11 protein-coding genes are annotated in these 17,464 nt (G+C 48.9%); 6 read left to right on the top strand and 5 right to left on the bottom strand.

Annotated elements, in window-relative coordinates; all coding sequences use genetic code 11:
- Positions 1-22 precede the first annotated feature (22 nt).
- The 6 genes from VSQ62_RS29230 to VSQ62_RS29205 all read left to right on the top strand — a co-directional run bounded on the left by VSQ62_RS29230 (position 23) and on the right by VSQ62_RS29205 (position 11,114).
- Positions 23-1,513, top strand: coding sequence for a D-alanyl-D-alanine carboxypeptidase family protein (locus VSQ62_RS29230; RefSeq protein WP_334638387.1), 1,491 nt, complete (start codon positions 23-25; stop codon positions 1,511-1,513).
- 327 nt (positions 1,514-1,840) lie between these two features.
- Positions 1,841-4,990: an isoleucine--tRNA ligase gene (gene ileS, locus VSQ62_RS29225; RefSeq protein WP_334638386.1), complete on the top strand. Its 3,150-nt coding sequence runs from the start codon at positions 1,841-1,843 to the stop codon at positions 4,988-4,990.
- A 21-nt stretch (positions 4,991-5,011) separates the two neighbouring features.
- Entirely contained in the window at positions 5,012-7,486 is a 2,475-nt protein-coding gene (locus VSQ62_RS29220) for a glycogen/starch/alpha-glucan phosphorylase (RefSeq protein ID WP_334638385.1), read from the top strand.
- 98 nt (positions 7,487-7,584) lie between these two features.
- Positions 7,585-8,469, top strand: a complete 885-nt coding sequence (locus VSQ62_RS29215) for a SpoIID/LytB domain-containing protein (protein WP_334638384.1) — start codon at positions 7,585-7,587, stop codon at positions 8,467-8,469.
- 45 nt (positions 8,470-8,514) lie between these two features.
- Complete coding sequence (locus VSQ62_RS29210; RefSeq protein WP_334638383.1) at positions 8,515-9,294, top strand: peptidoglycan DD-metalloendopeptidase family protein; 780 nt, start codon at positions 8,515-8,517, stop codon at positions 9,292-9,294.
- 158 nt (positions 9,295-9,452) lie between these two features.
- Positions 9,453-11,114 (top strand): alpha-L-fucosidase, encoded by a 1,662-nt coding sequence (locus VSQ62_RS29205; RefSeq protein WP_334638382.1) that lies wholly within the window; start codon positions 9,453-9,455, stop codon positions 11,112-11,114.
- A 63-nt stretch (positions 11,115-11,177) separates the two neighbouring features.
- Here the strand turns inward: VSQ62_RS29205 and trhA are convergent, their stop codons facing one another.
- The 5 genes from trhA to VSQ62_RS29180 all read right to left on the bottom strand — a co-directional run bounded on the left by trhA (position 11,178) and on the right by VSQ62_RS29180 (position 17,324).
- Positions 11,178-11,840: a PAQR family membrane homeostasis protein TrhA gene (gene trhA / locus VSQ62_RS29200; RefSeq protein WP_334638381.1), complete on the bottom strand. Its 663-nt coding sequence runs from the start codon at positions 11,838-11,840 to the stop codon at positions 11,178-11,180.
- 177 nt (positions 11,841-12,017) lie between these two features.
- A complete protein-coding gene (locus VSQ62_RS29195) occupies positions 12,018-14,021 on the bottom strand; it encodes a methyl-accepting chemotaxis protein (RefSeq protein ID WP_334638380.1) in 2,004 nt (667 codons plus the stop codon).
- A gap of 154 nt (positions 14,022-14,175) precedes the next feature.
- A complete protein-coding gene (locus VSQ62_RS29190; protein WP_334638379.1) occupies positions 14,176-15,399 on the bottom strand; it encodes an ABC transporter substrate-binding protein in 1,224 nt (407 codons plus the stop codon).
- Between the two features lie 92 nt (positions 15,400-15,491).
- Positions 15,492-16,262, bottom strand: coding sequence for an ABC transporter ATP-binding protein (locus VSQ62_RS29185; RefSeq protein ID WP_334638378.1), 771 nt, complete (start codon positions 16,260-16,262; stop codon positions 15,492-15,494).
- Complete coding sequence (locus VSQ62_RS29180; protein WP_334638377.1) at positions 16,263-17,324, bottom strand: ABC transporter permease; 1,062 nt, start codon at positions 17,322-17,324, stop codon at positions 16,263-16,265.
- Positions 17,325-17,464 lie beyond the last annotated feature (140 nt).

Below are 17,464 nucleotides of genomic sequence, written 5' to 3'. Positions count from 1 at the left end.
CGGTGTCTGGAGGATGCGAGAAATGAGACAATGTAAGCGATTGCTGGCAGCAGTCCTGATAGTTGTACTGTATGCAGCCTTTGGTATAACGGTTTGCGCTACCGAGGCTCCGGCCAGTGAGGCCGGGCAGCCCGGTGAAGCGGGGCAGCCCGCTCAGGATGGAGAAGACAATCCAGAAGAGCTGACGGAAGAAGAGAAGCTTAAGCAGGAGCTTGACGCGGTTTATGCGATGCCGGTGGAGTCTAATGAGGCCGAGGGATGGCCGAAGGGACCGGGAACATACGGAGAGGCTGCGATTGTCATGGATGTTGAGACAGGGGCAGTGCTGTATGAGAAGAATATAGACGCGCAATTCTATCCGGCAAGTATTACCAAGATACTGACCTCGTTGGTGGCACTGGAGTATGGACAGTTTGCGGATCCGGTGGTATTTACGCATGACTGTGTGGCATTTCTGGAACCGGGAGATTCGTCCATCGGTATGAAAGAAGGGAATCAGATCACACTGGAGCAGGCGTTGTACGCGACGCTTCTTGCCTCAGCGAATGAGGCGGCGTATGCAGTCGCGGACAATGTGGGCAGGAATGCGGGCTTCGACTACGATTGGTTCGTGGAGCAGATGAACGTCAGATGCCGGGAGCTTGGCGGTGTGAATTCCAATTTTACCAATACAAGCGGACTTCCCGACCCGAATCATTATACCTGTGCCAGAGATATGGCGCTGATCGGGCGGGAGATGTTCAAGCACCCGGAATTCTTCCAGATCGCCCAGACATACCAGTATACGATTCCGGCATCGGAGACGACGGAAGAGCATATTTTCCAGCAGCACCATAAGATGTTGGTTGAGGGAGATCCTAATTATTATGAATATGCGATCGGCGGCAAGACAGGGTATACGAGCGATGCCCTGTCAACGCTGGTTACCATGGCGGATAACGGCAGTATGCAGTTAGTGTGCGTGGTTCTTAAAACACACGGAGTGAATATTTACCCTGATACTAAGAATCTGCTGGAATATGCATTTACGAATTTTGGCAAGGCGTCGGTAGCAGAGAACGAGTCTTCGGAAGATGTGGCAGAGGTATTGAACGCGCCGGATGCGGATACCCGGATCATATTGCCGAACGGCGTGGATTTCGGGGATCTGGAGAGGGAGATCATACCAGACAGCGAGAGCGTAGGCGAAGGTACGATCGAGTACCGTTATGGAGGGAATCTCCTGGGCAGCGCCCGGGTAGCGCTCAGCCAGTCGTATATGGATATGCTCAGCGCGTCTCCGGAAGAAGAAGAGATACCGCCGCAGACGGAGGACAGCAAAGCCGAAGGAGAGGCGGATTCCAGGGACGAAAAATGTTTATCGGGAGTTCTGGATTTCCTTCAGGAAAAGTCATTTACAGAGAAGTGTATTCTCGGCGGGGCAGGGGCGCTGCTTGTAATATTGATGATCGTCCTGACGGCAGTGGTCTCGGTCAGAAGGAAAAGAAAACGTAAAAAAAGAAAAACCTCTTGACGATTCAAGGGGTTTTTTACTATAATAGGAAACACACAAAAAGCAATGACGAAGACAGTAGATCATATCAGAACGAAACAGCGAGCCGGGGAGGGTGGAAGCCCGGTGCAAGTAAGATATGTTCGAATATCACTTCTGAGCTGCAGTTGTCGAAAGATTCTTGTTTATGATATTTGAAGAAGTATGATAGAAAAGTCAAGTAGATACTGACGGGAGTCCTCCGTTACAGGGAAGACATATGGTGGTATGTTTAGGTGGTTTATAAACGTGAGCGCAGCTTCCGTCCTATTCAGGATGGGAGTTTTTTGTTTAATTAAGGAGGTTTTTATGTACAAGAAGGTTTCAACTGATTTGAATTTTGTCGACCGTGAGAAGGCTGTCGAGAAGTTCTGGGAGGAGAACCACATCTTCGAGAAGAGCATGAAGGAGAGGGAAGGCAGTGACCTCTACATGTTCTACGACGGTCCGCCGACAGCCAATGGGAAGCCCCACATCGGCCATGTGCTGACCCGTGTCATCAAGGATATGATTCCAAGATACCGGACGATGAAGGGGTACGAAGTACCAAGGAAGGCCGGCTGGGATACCCACGGACTTCCGGTGGAGTTAGAGGTTGAGAAGGCTCTGGGGCTTGACGGCAAGGAGCAGATCGAGGAGTATGGTCTGGAGCCGTTTATCGACAAGTGTAAGGAGAGCGTGTGGAAATACAAGGGCATGTGGGAGGATTTCTCCGGGACGGTTGGTTTCTGGGCGGATATGGAGAATCCTTACGTTACCTATCACAATGAATTTATCGAGTCCGAGTGGTGGGCGCTTAAGCAGATCTGGGATAAGGGACTGCTGTATAAGGGATTCAAGATCGTACCTTACTGCCCGCGGTGCGGTACGCCGCTCTCAGCGCAGGAAGTAGCGCAGGGGTACAAGGATGTGAAGGAACGTTCCGCGATCGTGCGTTTCAAGGTGAAGGACGAGGATGCATATATCCTTGCATGGACGACAACGCCGTGGACACTGCCGTCGAACCTTGGACTCTGTGTCAACCCGGTTGAATCTTACGCTAAGGTCAGATGTATCGACGGATATACCTATTACATGGCAGAAGCGCTTCTTGATACGGTGCTTGGACCTCTGGCGAAAGAGGGAGAGAGCGCGTATGAGGTGATCGAGACGTACCAGGGGAAGGATCTGGAATACAAGGAATACGAACCGCTGTATCAGTGTGCCGCAGACGGGATCGCCAATCAGCATAAGAAGGCATTCTATGTGATCTGCGACGAGTATGTTACTCTGACGGACGGTACCGGAGTGGTTCATACTGCGCCTGCATTCGGTGAGGATGATGCGAAGGTCTGCAGGAAATACAACATGCCGTTCGTGCAGCTTGTCGATGAGAAGGGTAATATGGCAGAGTCTACTCCGTTTGCCGGATTATTTGTCAAGAAGGCGGACCCGGAGGTGTTGAAAGACCTGGAAGCAAGGGGGCAGCTATTCTCAGCGCCGAACTTCGAGCACAGCTACCCGCATTGCTGGAGATGCGACACTCCGCTGATCTACTATGCGCGCGAGTCCTGGTTTATCAAGATGACCGATGTGAAGCAGGACTTGATCGCGAATAACAATACGATCAACTGGATCCCGGAGAATATCGGCAAGGGCCGTTTCGGAGACTGGCTTGAGAATGTACAGGACTGGGGGATCAGCAGGAACCGTTACTGGGGTACTCCGCTGAATATCTGGGAGTGTGAGTGCGGACATCAGCACTCTGTTGGAAGTATCGCAGAGCTTAGGGAGATGTCGGATAACTGTCCTGAGGATATCGAACTGCACCGCCCGTATATTGATGAAGTGACGATCAAGTGCCCGGTATGCGGCAAGGAGATGCACCGTGTTCCGGAAGTGATCGACTGTTGGTTTGATTCCGGCGCGATGCCGTTCGCGCAGCTTCATTATCCGTTCGAGAATCAGGAATTATTCGAGAAGCAGTTCCCGGCAGATTTTATCTCCGAGGCGGTGGACCAGACCCGCGGATGGTTCTACTCCCTGCTTGCGATCTCTACGCTGATCTTCAACAAGGCGCCTTATAAGAATGTTATCGTGCTGGGCCACGTGCAGGATGAGAAGGGGCAGAAGATGAGCAAGTCCAAGGGGAATGCGGTGGATCCGTTTGACGCGCTGGAGAAATACGGTGCAGATGCGATCCGGTGGTATTTCTACGTGAACAGCGCACCGTGGCTGCCGAACCGTTTCCACGGGAAGGCCGTTGTGGAAGGACAGCGCAAGTTCATGGGAACATTGTGGAATACTTACGCATTCTTCGTATTGTATGCTAATATCGACGGATTCGATGCGACAAAATATTCGTTGGAATATGACAAATTATCGGTTATGGATAAGTGGCTTCTGTCCAGGCTCAACACGCTGATCAAGGATGTGGACAGCCATCTTGAGAATTACAGGATTCCAGAGACGGCAAGGGCTCTGCAGGATTTTGTGGATGATATGAGCAACTGGTATGTAAGAAGAAGCCGCGAGCGCTTCTGGGCTAAGGGAATGGAGCAGGATAAGATCAATGCTTATATGACGCTCTATACCGCACTTGTGGAGGCAAGCAAGGCGGCGGCGCCGATGATCCCGTTCATGACGGAGGATATCTACCAGAATCTGGTAAGGAGTATCGATGCAGATGCGGCGGAGAGTATCCATCTGTGTGATTTCCCGAAGGTGAATGAGGCCTGGATCGACAAGGAGCTGGAGGCCAATATGGATCAGGTGCTTAAGCTGGTCGTTATGGGCCGTGCGTGCAGGAATACGGCGAACATCAAGAACCGTCAGCCCATTGGACAGATGTATGTGAAGGCTGATTTTGACCTCCCGGAATTCTATCAGGAGATCGTAAGAGATGAGCTGAACGTAAAAACTATAACATTTACACAAGAAGTACGCGATTTTACAACCTATTCTTTTAAACCTCAACTAAAGACAGTTGGGCCGAAATATGGTAAAATGTTAAACGGCATCAGGGCAGCGCTGGGGACGATCGACGGCAATAAGGCCATGGATGAATTGAATGCTGCGGATGTTTTGAAATTAGATATTGACGGACAGGAGGTTGAGCTTCTGAGGGAAGACCTGCTGATCGAGAGCGCACAGATGGAGGGATATGTATCTGAGAACGATAACGGCATCACTGTCGTACTGGATACGAATCTGTCCGGGGAGCTTCTGGAAGAAGGATTTGTGAGAGAGATCATCAGCAAGGTGCAGACGATGCGTAAGGAAGCAGGCTTCGAGGTGATGGATAAGATCGAGATCACTTACGAGGGAACCGAAAAGGCCGAGACAATATTTGCTGCAAATACAGATACTATTGGGGATGAAACGCTTGCGCTTAAGGTTACAAAGGCGGCGCCCGCCGGTTATGTGAAGGAATGGAAGATCAACGGCGAGGATGTAACGCTTGGAGTAGAGAGGAAATAAAATAAGGAAGAGGTAGGTAACATGTATAATCCGAGATTTGAGAAAGAGGCATTTAAGAAGGAAGTAAAGCAGAATGTGAAGCATCTGTTCCGCAAGGAGATCGACGAGGTCTCACAGCAGGAGTTGTATCAGGCAGTTTCCTATGCCGTGAAGGAAGCGATCATTGACGATTGGATCGCGACACAGAAGCAGTATGAGAAGGATGATCCGAAGATCGTCTATTATATGTCCATGGAATTCCTGATGGGAAGGGCGCTTGGCAACAACCTGATCAATATGACCGCTTATACAGAGGTGAAGGAAGCTCTGGAGGAGATGGGCATGAACCTGAATCTGCTGGAGGATGAGGAGCCGGATCCGGCGCTTGGAAACGGCGGACTTGGACGTCTGGCGGCCTGCTTCCTGGATTCGTTGGCATCCCTTGGATATGCGGCATACGGATGCGGTATCCGTTACCGCTACGGTATGTTCAAGCAGAAGATCAAGGACGGTTATCAGGTAGAGACGCCGGATAACTGGCTTGTGAACGGCAATCCTTTTGAACTCAGAAGACCGGAATATGCCAAGGAAGTGCGCTTCGGCGGAAATATCCGTGTAGAATATGATGATGAGGGCAAGATACGTTTTGTACAGGAGAATTATGAGTCTGTTAAGGCAGTTCCGTATGACTACCCGATCGTCGGTTATAATAATCATGTTGTCAATACCTTGCGTATCTGGGATGCGGAGCCGATCGTTGATTTCCAGCTGGAGTCCTTTGACCGCGGTGATTACCATAAGGCTGTTGAACAGCAGAATCTGGCGAAGAACATTGTAGAAGTCCTGTATCCGAATGATAATCACTATGCGGGAAAAGAACTGAGGCTGAAGCAGCAGTATTTCTTCGTGTCTGCGAGCCTTCAGGCGGCGATTGCCAAGTATAAGAGAGGTCATGACGATATTAAGAAGCTGTATGAGAAGATGACGATCCAGATGAACGATACTCATCCGACCGTAGCGGTAGCAGAGCTGATGCGTATCCTGCTTGACGAGGAAGGACTTGGATGGGAGGATGCATGGGATATCACCAAGAAGACCTGTGCTTACACGAATCATACCATCATGGCAGAGGCGTTGGAGAAGTGGCCGGTCGATCTGTTCTCAAGGCTGCTTCCGAGAGTATATCAGATCATCCAGGAGATCGACCGAAGATTTATCGAGCATATTCGGAAGACTTATCCGGGAGATGAGAATAAGGTAAGGAAGATGGCGATCTTAAGAGACGGTCAGGTTAAGATGGCGCATCTTGCAATTGTGGCGGGATATTCGGTCAATGGTGTGGCAAGGCTCCATACTGAGATCCTTAAGAACCAGGAGTTAAAAGAGTTCTATCAGCTTATGCCGGAGAAGTTCAACAATAAGACCAACGGTATTACTCAGAGGCGTTTCCTGATGCACGGCAATCCGCTGCTTGCCGACTGGGTGACAGAGAAGCTTGGGACCAAGGACTGGATCACGGATCTGTCGCTGATGTCAGGGCTTAAGAAGTATGCAGATGACGAGGCGTCTCTTAAGGAGTTCATGGATATCAAGTATAAGAACAAAGAACGTCTGGCAGAATACATTAAGAAGCATAACGGAATCGAAGTGGATCCGAGATCTATCTTTGACGTGCAGGTGAAGAGGCTTCACGAATATAAACGCCAGCTTTTGAATATACTTCATGTAATGTATCTGTATAATCAGATCAAGGCGCATCCGGAGAAGAATTTCTTCCCAAGGACATTTATCTTCGGTGCGAAGGCGTCTGCCGGATATATCCGGGCAAAGGAGATCATCAAGCTGATCAACTCTGTTGCTGATGTGGTGAATAATGACCGCAGCATCAACGGGAAGATCAAGGTGGTATTCATCGAGGATTACCGCGTCTCCAACGCAGAATGGATCTTCGCGGCGGCTGATGTCAGCGAGCAGATCTCCACTGCTTCTAAGGAGGCGTCAGGCACGGGTAATATGAAGTTCATGCTGAACGGCGCGCCGACGCTTGGAACCATGGACGGAGCCAATGTTGAGATCGTAGAAGAGGTTGGCATCGAGAATGCATTTATCTTCGGTTTGAGTTCTGACGAGGTCATTAATTATGAGCAGAACGGAGGATATAATCCATGGGATGTATATAACAGTGATCAGGATGTGCACAGCGTCGTAGATCAGTTGGTAGACGGTACCTATGCAAATGGTAATTCGGAGATGTACCGCGACCTTTATAACTCACTTCTTGTAAAGAAGGGCAGCGACCGTGCGGATATGTACTTTATCCTGAAGGATTTCCGGGCTTATGCAGAAGCGCAGGAGAAGGTGGAGGAAGCTTACCGCGATAAGGAGCGGTGGGCGAAGATGGCGCTTCTGAATACGGCATGCTGCGGCAAGTTCTCTTCTGACAGGACGATCCGGGAATATGTGGAAGAGATCTGGAAGCTGGACCCGGTGACGATCGAGGCAAGGACAGAGGAATAAGATGATCATGTGTGTATAAGCACAAAACGATCCGTGTATCATAAAATATATGCATAAAACATCCTACCCTTCCATACAGTGTATGGGAGGGTATTTTTATGCGGCTGAAACTGAAAAAATTAGGATGCTATCTTATTATCATCATATTGCTGCCATATGTGATCACTGTGTTCTTAAATGGTCCAAGCATCACGGCATATTCTCATGTGGACAGTACCAGTGTGAAGGTAAAAAGCGGCGAGAAGGAAGCAGACATGCCGATCGAGGAATATTGTATCGGCGTACTTGCGAAGGAGATTCCGGCATCCTATGAGAAGGAGGCGCTTAAGGCACAGGCTGTTCTGGTGCGCACAGAGGTCTACCGTAAGATCAGGGAGTCGGGTAAGGATACCGTACTGGAAGAGGGATTCTGGACGCAGAAGCAGATGGAGGATGCCTGGGGCGCCAGATTCACAAGGTATTACAGTAAGCTTGAGGACGCCTGGAAGAGTACGGAGGGAATGGTGCTGCTCTATGGAGAGGAGCTTGCACTGACGCCTTTCTTCCGGCTTAGCAACGGATGTACCCGGGACGGAAAGGAGGTGCTTGGGAGCGACGCTTATCCGTATCTGAAGATCGTAGAATGTCCTTATGATATAGAGGAGAAGAGACAGATTCAGACGGTGATGGCGGAGGATATGGATGCGGAGGTGACACAGACGGATACGGCGGGATATGTGCTAAGTGTCCGTGTCGGTGAGGAGAACATAAGCGGCGAGGAATTCCGCAGCGAGCATAATCTTGCTTCCGGTTGTTTTACCTTGCAGCGATACAACGGGCAGATACGGATCACGACGAGAGGAGAAGGGCACGGACTGGGGATGAGCCAGTATTCCGCCGACCAAATGGCAAAAGAGGGAGAAACTTACGATGCGATTCTGCAATATTTTTATGAAGGGACCGAGCTAAAAGAAGTCGCAGAAATATTACTTGACGTAGAATAAGTCTATCACTATCTGGCAAAAATATAGTCAGAGGTGGTGATTAAGATGAACAAAAGGCAAAAACCTTCACAGAAAATGAAAGGTGCTACCGTTGCAGCGGTATTATGTTTTGTAGCGGCGATCGCGATCGTTGGAACATATACATTCAATGACTACAAACGTACACAGCAGAAGGCGGAGCTTGCACGGGTGGATGAAGAAGATCGAACAAAAGAAGAAGAGACAAAGGAACCAGCGGAGGAGGCCAATAATCTGGTAGTGAAGAACCAGGATGAGCCAGAGGAACCAGAAGAGCCGGCAGAGACAGTGCCGGAAGATACGGATGCCGGAACAGAAAATGACGCCGGAACAGGAACGAATGCCGGAGGAAATGCCCAGAGTACCGCAGGGAGCGGGATGTCGGTCAATTTTGGTGAAGACAGTAAACTGCTCTGGCCGGTGAACGGCACGGTCCTTATGAGCTACAGCATGGACAAGACGGTGTATTTCTCAACATTGGATCAGTATAAGTATAATCCGGCAGTCGTGATCTCAGGAGCAGAGGGCGACCAGGTACTCTGCGGTACTACAGGGATTGTCAAATCTATCGATGTGACAGCCGAGACGGGAACGACCGTTAACGTGGATATCGGTAACGGATACGAGCTGTTCTACGGACAGCTTAAGGAGGTTCCGGTCAAGGTAGGAGATTACGTGGAAGCCAAGAGCGTGCTTGGTTATGTAAGCCAGCCGACGAAATACTACAGCGTTGAAGGGTGCAATGTATACTTCGAGATGAGGAAAGACGGACAGCCGATCAATCCGGTGGAGTACCTGGAGGAGTAAAGGATCTGCAAGATCACAGGAAAAGAGCATACTATGATGAAAATGGAAAGACGCCGGGATAAGTTTCCGGCGTTATTTCTGTCGATTAAAGGACTCATGTACCAAAAAGATGTGATATAATACAAGGTATTAGATAAGACAGATCTGGAGAAGTTGTGATGAATTATACATATATGGTGCGCTGTAAGGATGGAACCTTGTATACAGGATGGACGAATAATATAGAGAGACGGATGGAAGCACATAATTCCGGGACAGGAGCGAAGTATACCAAGTCCAGGCGGCCGGTGAAGCTTGTCTATTGCGAAGAATTTCCGACAAAGGAAGAAGCTATGAAGCGGGAGTATGCCATCAAGCATATGAAGAAAAAAGAAAAGGAGAAGATGGTGTCTGGGATGGAACGAAGGGAAGATGAGCGGCTGGTCCGTGTACGTCCGGACAAGCGGCAGGTAGAGTTTCAGAAAGTAGAATTTTATGCGTTTATTCATTTTACTATAAATACATATACAGGAAAAGAATGGGGAGACGGAACGGAAAGCCCGGAAATATTTATGCCGGATCATTTGGATGCGGTGCAGTGGGTAACGGCAATTAAAGATGCGGGCATGAGAGGTCTGATCTTGACTTGTAAGCATCATGACGGCTTCTGTCTGTGGCCGAGCAGATATACAAGACATTCCGTTGCAGCCAGTCCGTATAAAGGGGGAAAAGGAGACATTGTCCGGGAAGTTGCGGATGCCTGTCAGGCTGCTGGGATTAAGTTCGGAGTATATCTTTCTCCGTGGGACCGCAACAGCGAATTGTATGGGCGGGGAGAGGAATATGACGACTATTTTGTAAATCAATTGACGGAGCTTCTAACGAATTACGGTCCTGTTTTTGACGTCTGGTTCGACGGCGCCTGCGGAGAAGGAGCAGGGGGCATGAGACAGTGCTATAATTGGGAAAGGTATTATGAAGTAATTCGGAAACTGCAGCCAGATGCATGTATCAATGTATGCGGGCCTGACATTAGATGGTGCGGAAACGAGGCCGGTGATACGCGGGATGCGGAGTGGAGCGTAGTCCCGGCGCGTTTGAGGGATACGGAAATGATTGCAGATAAAAGCCAGCAGACCGATGATACGGATTTTTCTTTCCGTAGAAGAACGATTTCCTCTAGTGATGCGGATCTGGGCAGCAGAGAGTTTTTGAAGGATGAGCCGGACTTGATCTGGTATCCGGTAGAAGTCAATACGTCTATCCGTCCAGGATGGTTCTATCATCAGGAAGAGGATGATAAGGTTCGTTCTCTGGAAGAGCTGTCCCAGATTTATTTCCATTCGGTGGGGGGGAACGGAACCTTTCTTTTAAACATTCCCCCGAATAAGGAAGGATTGCTGGCGAAAGAGGATGTGGAAAGGCTGAAGGAGCTTGGGGAATTTCTTCGGAAAGCATTCAAAAGAAATCTTGTAGAGGAAGCGGTATTGGCTGTTGACAGTTATAAGGAAGGGTTTGAGATCGAAAATGTCCGCGAGCCTGGATATGGCAAATATTTTTCTACGAGGGAGGGGATTACTTCCTGTACCATAGGCATCGAATTTGAAGAAGAAACAGAAATTCATTATCTGATTCTGCAGGAAAATATAGAGATGAGTCAGAGAATCGAAGGTTTTTCCGTTTGGGCTGAAACAGATGGGAATTTGCGTGAAGTATACCGCGGAAAAGTAGTTGGATACAAGCATATAGCGCAGCTGAAAGGAATCCGTACAAAATTCCTGCAGATAAAAATCCATGATGCAAGAGTTTGTCCTACAGTTGCTTTTCTTGGGGTATTCTAATGTCAGAAAAGGTATATAAATGGCTATGTGGAAACGCATAGCCATTTTATAAAAATTACGCTATTACAGGACAAAAGCATACATCACTACAAAGTGGCATGCGCTTCCGCCCATTACGAACAGATGGAAGATCTCGTGGCTGCCGAAATACCGGTGTCTGCTGTTGAATAACGGCAGCTTCAGCGCATAGATCACTCCGCCAGCCGTATAGATGATTCCGCCTGCCAATAGCCACAGGAAAGCGGCCGTTGACATAGAGTTCAATATCTGGGTAAATGCAAGCACGCAGGTCCAGCCCATTCCGATATATAATACGGAAGATACCCACTTAGGGCAGTATACCCAGAAAGCCTTGATAAGGATTCCGACAAGGGCGATTCCCCATACGATGCTAAGAAGAATAAACCCGGTTCTGCCGCCGAGTACCAGCAGACAGATGGGAGTGTAGCTTCCGGCGATCAATACGCTGATCATCATGTGGTCGATCTTTTTCAGGATCGTGTTGATCTGCTCAGATCTGTTGAATGTATGATAAGTAGTGCTTGCAGCATATAATAGAATCAGACTTGCAGCATAGACTGCAATAGAGATAACATATATCCGCCCCGGCTCATGAGCGGCCTTGATAAGAAGCGGTACGGCTGCAAATATGGCCATCAGCATTCCGATAAAATGTGTAATAGCGCTTCCCGGGTCCTTGATGCGGTCTTCGAGTGTCTGTGACATATTATCACCTCCTGGTTTAATAAAACATAACATGTAGTTTTAAAAACTACGTTGTATATATATGTATATTATACCCATTGAGATAAAAATGCAAGCATAATTTATAAATTTTTTTATACATACAGAAGATAAGAGCTGAGAATGGAGGAAGATCCTCGTTTTCTCAGCTCTTTGCCGTTATCTGTTTTTCAGGTGGAATTTGGATACTAATTCTTTCAGCATATTAGCCTGGCCGGATAATTCTTCACTGGCGGCGGCGCTCTTCTCAGCGGTAGACAGGTTGGACTGTACCACATCGGAGATCCGGTCGATTCCGCGTAAGACTTCTTCCGTAGCGGAAGCCTGCTTCGCCGAATACTCAGCGATTCCTTCGATCAGCTTGTTGACTTCATCGGCCTGAGCGACAACTGCAAGCATGGATTCAGCGGTATCCTTTGCCATCGTGCTTCCTTCTTCCACGGCCTCCACGGTCTGATCGATCAAGACTGCGGTATTCTTCGCGGCTTCGGAGGATTTGCTTGCCAGGTCGCGGACCTCGTCTGCTACCACGGCGAATCCTTTGCCGGCGACACCGGCGCGGGCGGCTTCTACGGATGCGTTCAGAGCCAGAATGTTGGTCTGGAACGCAATATCCTCGATAGTCTTGATGATATTATTGATCTCGGTAGACTTGCTGCTGATCTTCTGGATCGCCAGGTTCATGTGCTGCATCTTCTCATTGCTCTCTAAGATGCTGCTTCCTACCTCCTGAGAGATCTGGCTGGCCCTTTTGGCTCCCATGGCGGTTTTCTGGATTCCGTCGGATACTTCATTGATATGGCTTGCCAGCATCTCTACCGCATCTGTCTGCTGGAGGGACCCTTGTGAAAGCGTCTGGGCGCCCTCAGCCACATGACCGGAGCCTTCGGCTACCTGTCCGGCAGATACGTTGATCTGCCCCAGAGTTTCATTGAGAGACAGGGAAATTCCTTCCAGAGAATCCTTGATCTTCGCAAATTCACCGACATAGTCGTGAGAAAGTGTGAATGCAAGATTGCCCCGGGCGATCTCCTGTAATTTCTCAGCAACTTCGTCAATATAGTCAACATAATCACGCAGGCGGACAACCGTCTTGCTGAAATTATCAGCCAGTTCGCCAAGCTCGTCATTGGAGCTGTGGCGTATCGTCTGATCCAACTTGCCTTCTGCGATCTTAGTGGCGACATTATTCAGTTCGGCAACCGGTTTGCCGATGATATTCCTTACAAGAAGAATGATCAGGAAAACGGCTACAAGGACAGCAACAACGGAACCTGTTACCATCATTCCGGTCAGCAGACGGAGGTCGCTTAAGACTTCATCCTTGGATACATAGGAGACTGCGGTCCAGTCACTGTTCGGCACCTGTGCTGCCTGTATGTATGTGTTGCCATCATAGAGAGATAATCCGAATGCCTTCTGCTGAATCTTCTCAGCGGCATATGCATACATATCGCCTTTGAATTCGCCCAGAGTCCGCCCGGTTATCTCCTTGTCCTTATGTCCGATGATCGTATCCGTCCGGGTATCTACAAGAAAGATCCCGCCGGTCTTCTCCAACTGGATGTTGGCCACGATATCAGAGATAGAATCCAGATATACATCGGCAGCCGCGACACCGCGTGTCTGCCCGGCAGCGTCCTTAAGCTTGCCGGAAGCGCCTACCACGTAGGACTGGCTGTCTTCGTCGAAATACACATCACCCAGAATGAAATCTTCTGATTGAATGCCGTCCTGATACCATGATTTCTCCAGTGCATTGAAATCCGGGCCCGGTACGAAGGATGCGTGATACAGAGAACCGTCCGTCAATGCGACATACAGCCCGGCAGGGTATGCATCATTCTGTCCCACGGTGTGCCGGATGTATTCCATCATCTCGGGAATCTCCATATTCTCATACTCAATGGTATCCCGCTGCATCTGGAGCATGGTCAGAGTCTTGTTCATCCATGCGCTGGTTTCCTGCAGTGTCTTGTCGGTAGTCTCCTGAAGCAGCTTCTCGCTCTTATCCAACAACGCGTCTGAGACACGGTTGTATACGATCATCAGGAGCGCGGCAACCATGACGACGATCGTCGCAACGATCGCGCCTACCAGCTTCCTGGTAATACCCCGCTTCCCCCTGCGGAGCCTGGCAGTTGGTCTGTCTTTTGTTTTCATATTCGTTCCTCTCCTTTTTCATCTTCTGGTAAATATTTACATAATAAAATTATACTCGTCACAGAGGGAAAATACAATCTTTAACGGGAAAAAGTGACAAATGAATGCAAACAGGGTGCGGTTCATCAGACCGCACCCCGAATATTTTCTTATATTATTCTGAAAGCCCAAAATTCTCAGATACAACCGGATTCTCATTCTGCTTCACTGGAACAACCGCATTGTCCGGTTCCACAGGATCTCCGACTGTCAATCCTTCGATCTCATCATCCGGGCATATCGGCGTCCATGCCAGTTCCATCACTTTATCCGCCGTCATATCCTTGTCCTCAATAATTCCAAGACGGATATAATCCTCTGCAATCTCCTTAAGCGCTCTCTCGGTAAATGCATCCGACAGTCCGAAATGCAGGGAATCCCAGAATACCATCTGATCCTCTTTCTCGCCGGTCATCTTGTCGGTGTCAAACATTGCCTGAACCGCGTCCTCGGAATTTAGACGGCTGTACTCGCCGGCGCGCTTGATCGCCATTACCACGTATTTTGCATGTACGGGATTTTCCTCAATAAATTTGTTATTCATCGCCGTAACGCAGCATGGCTCATCCTGGAATTCCGGACTGTAAGTAATGGAGCAGATCATACGCATATCTTCAGGATAATTGGCAAGCACAAAGTAATCCGAGAAGATAGACGCGTCAACCTCGCCGCTTTCCATTGCAGCAACCGTAGCCGCACTGTCGGCGATGTCCAGATATTCTACATCTGTTGTAGGATCGATACCGTACTCATCCAGCAGGCGGTATGTAATGTTCTGGTCAGAATTTCCGATACCGTCATGAATCGCGATCTTCTTGCCCTTCAAGTCCTCTACTGTCTTGATGTCGCTGTCGGCATTAACAAAGATAGACTTACAGCCGATATGCGCTCCTGCAACGAAGGTCATGTCTACTCCGTTGGTCACAGGTACGAGCATCGTTGCAATGTGGTCGGTGCCCCACATACACTGTCCGGTCCCGACAGTCGTCACAACAGAATCTCCTTCCATATAAGTGGCATTGATACCGTACTCTTCATAGTATCCCTGCACTTCCGCCATATATTTTGCAGACACACAGGCTCCGCCGTTGAACAGATAGTTTATCTCCGTACCGAATACAGGTTCCTTCTGCATAGCCTCCCAATCTTCTTCGGAAACAGCTTCCGGACGTTCTGCGTTCGTCTCTGCGCCGTTGTCCTTGCTTTCGCTCTCGGTCTCAGTTTTTGCAGAATCATCCTTGCTTGCCGGCTCTCCCGGTGTCCCGCAGGCAGCCAGTGATACGGTCATAGCCGCAACCATTGCCGTTGCTGCCAGACGCTTTGCATCCATCCATTTCATTGTACTTTTTCTCCTTTTTCTTAAATATTTATCCATAAAAATCATTGGGGAACGGTTAAATTCCTCCTGATTCAACGGAACATAACAATAAATTACCCTCTCCCGCCGAAGTGCAGCCGGTTAAGGATCTGATTCCGGTATTCGACAAACGCCGCCGAAGAACGGTCTCTTGGATATTCTTCATCGATCTTGATATCCGCCACCACCCGTCCTGGGTTGGCGTCCATGACGATAACGCGGGTTCCCATGTAGACAGCCTCGTCCACATCATGGGTCACCATCAGCGCAAGCTGTCCTTTCGCCTGCCAGATCTTGAGGATCTCATCCTGCATATTCATGCGGGTAAATGCATCCAACGCCCCAAGGGGTTCATCCAGCAGAAGAATATCAGGCTCGTTGATCAGCGACCGCATCAGTGCGACCCTCTGGGCCATACCGCCGGATAACTGTCCCGGATAGTCATTGCGGAACGCCTCCAGGCCGATCACCTTCAGCAGACGCTCTACTTTGTCTTCATTTCCTCTCAGCTTGCCCTGCATCTTAAGGCTGAACGCAATATTCTTCTCGACCGTCAGCCATGGGAATAAGGTGGACTTCTGGAACATCATGCCTCTCTCCGGGGACGGCTGTGTAATCTCCTTGCCGTCTACGGTAAGCTTCCCTGTCGTCGGCATGATCAATCCTGCGACCAGTCTGAGGATTGTAGATTTCCCGCAGCCGGAGGGTCCCACCAGACTGACGAACTCACCGCTTTCTAGGCTTAAGTCGATCTTATTGAGCGCGTGGGTAACCTCGTCGTTTTCCACTTTCGCAAAACTCTTCGATACATTTTTAATCTCTAACGTAACCTTCTTATCAGCCATCTATTTCACAACTCCATTCTGCCATCTTAATACGCGCTTCTTGATAAGATCCAGCGCCTTAGTAACGATCGTGAATATAAAACAGATCACGAACAGCGCCGCGAACATCTTATCATAAGCCGCCCATGATTTGGCCCAGTTCATATACCAGCCAAGGCCTGCCTTCACACCCATCATCTCTGCGATCATGATTGCTACACATGCGGAGCTCATTGCCTGTGTGCATCCTTGCAGTATGGAAGGCATCGCATGAGGTATTGCGACCCGGAACACTAGCTGCCTGGAACTCGCCCCAAGCGTTCTTGCCGCGTCGAAAAAGTCTTTGTCCACGTTAGAGATTCCCGTCATGGAAGCAACCGTCACGGCAAACCAGGAGCCTAATGCAATGATAAATACCGCCCCTTTAAACAGAGATGTTGCGACAACCATTACAATGGGGATCCATGTGGAAGTAGGGATCGGACCAAGGAATTTGATGACCGGATTGACCCAGTAACGCACCCGTTCCGAGTACCCGCAGGTAATACCCGTGACCAGGCCAAGGGCAATCCCTATGAAATACCCCAGAAACAGCAGACGCAGCGTGTGTAACGTACATTCCAGCAGATAGGCGCGGTCGATCCACGCAATGTTAATAATATAGTTCATACAGGGAACAAAAGGCTGTGTCAGGATACCTGTCTTCAATGTCAGGTAATCATAGCCCGCAAGCAGCAAGAACAGCGCCGAAAAAAGCGGTGCCTGATAACGGAGTGTATCGATTCTGGTTTTGTCTCCTCTTAGTTTTAATGCAGCAGAAAATAGAAAATAAACCAGATATGCGCCGATCAATACGGCAAGAAATCCCACGTATGTATACGGATGATCGTTAGGGCTTCCGTTGGGGATCATCCAGTATTCCAGAACCGCTGCGCCGCCGCAGACAAACGGCAGGATCATGATGAGCCAGTCCAGGGCTTTCTGCCATGCAGTCTTCTCTTTTTCTTCCAGTTCATGCAGCTGTTGTTTTGTCAGATGGGCAAGCTGGCTGCTGTCCATATAATCTTTTTGTTTCTTTGACATGATCTTCTCCTAAACTGAATAAAATTACCAACCATAAAATACAATATAGTAGTGGTATCTAAAAAATACATTAGCATAGATTTTTGCAAAAGTTAAATTGATAATTATAATCAATATATGGATATATTGGTAGTATCTAT

Source organism: Sporofaciens sp. JLR.KK001, from assembly GCF_036941055.1.
Classification (GTDB): domain Bacteria; phylum Bacillota; class Clostridia; order Lachnospirales; family Lachnospiraceae; genus Sporofaciens.
This window is presented reverse-complemented; position numbering and strand designations above follow the sequence as displayed.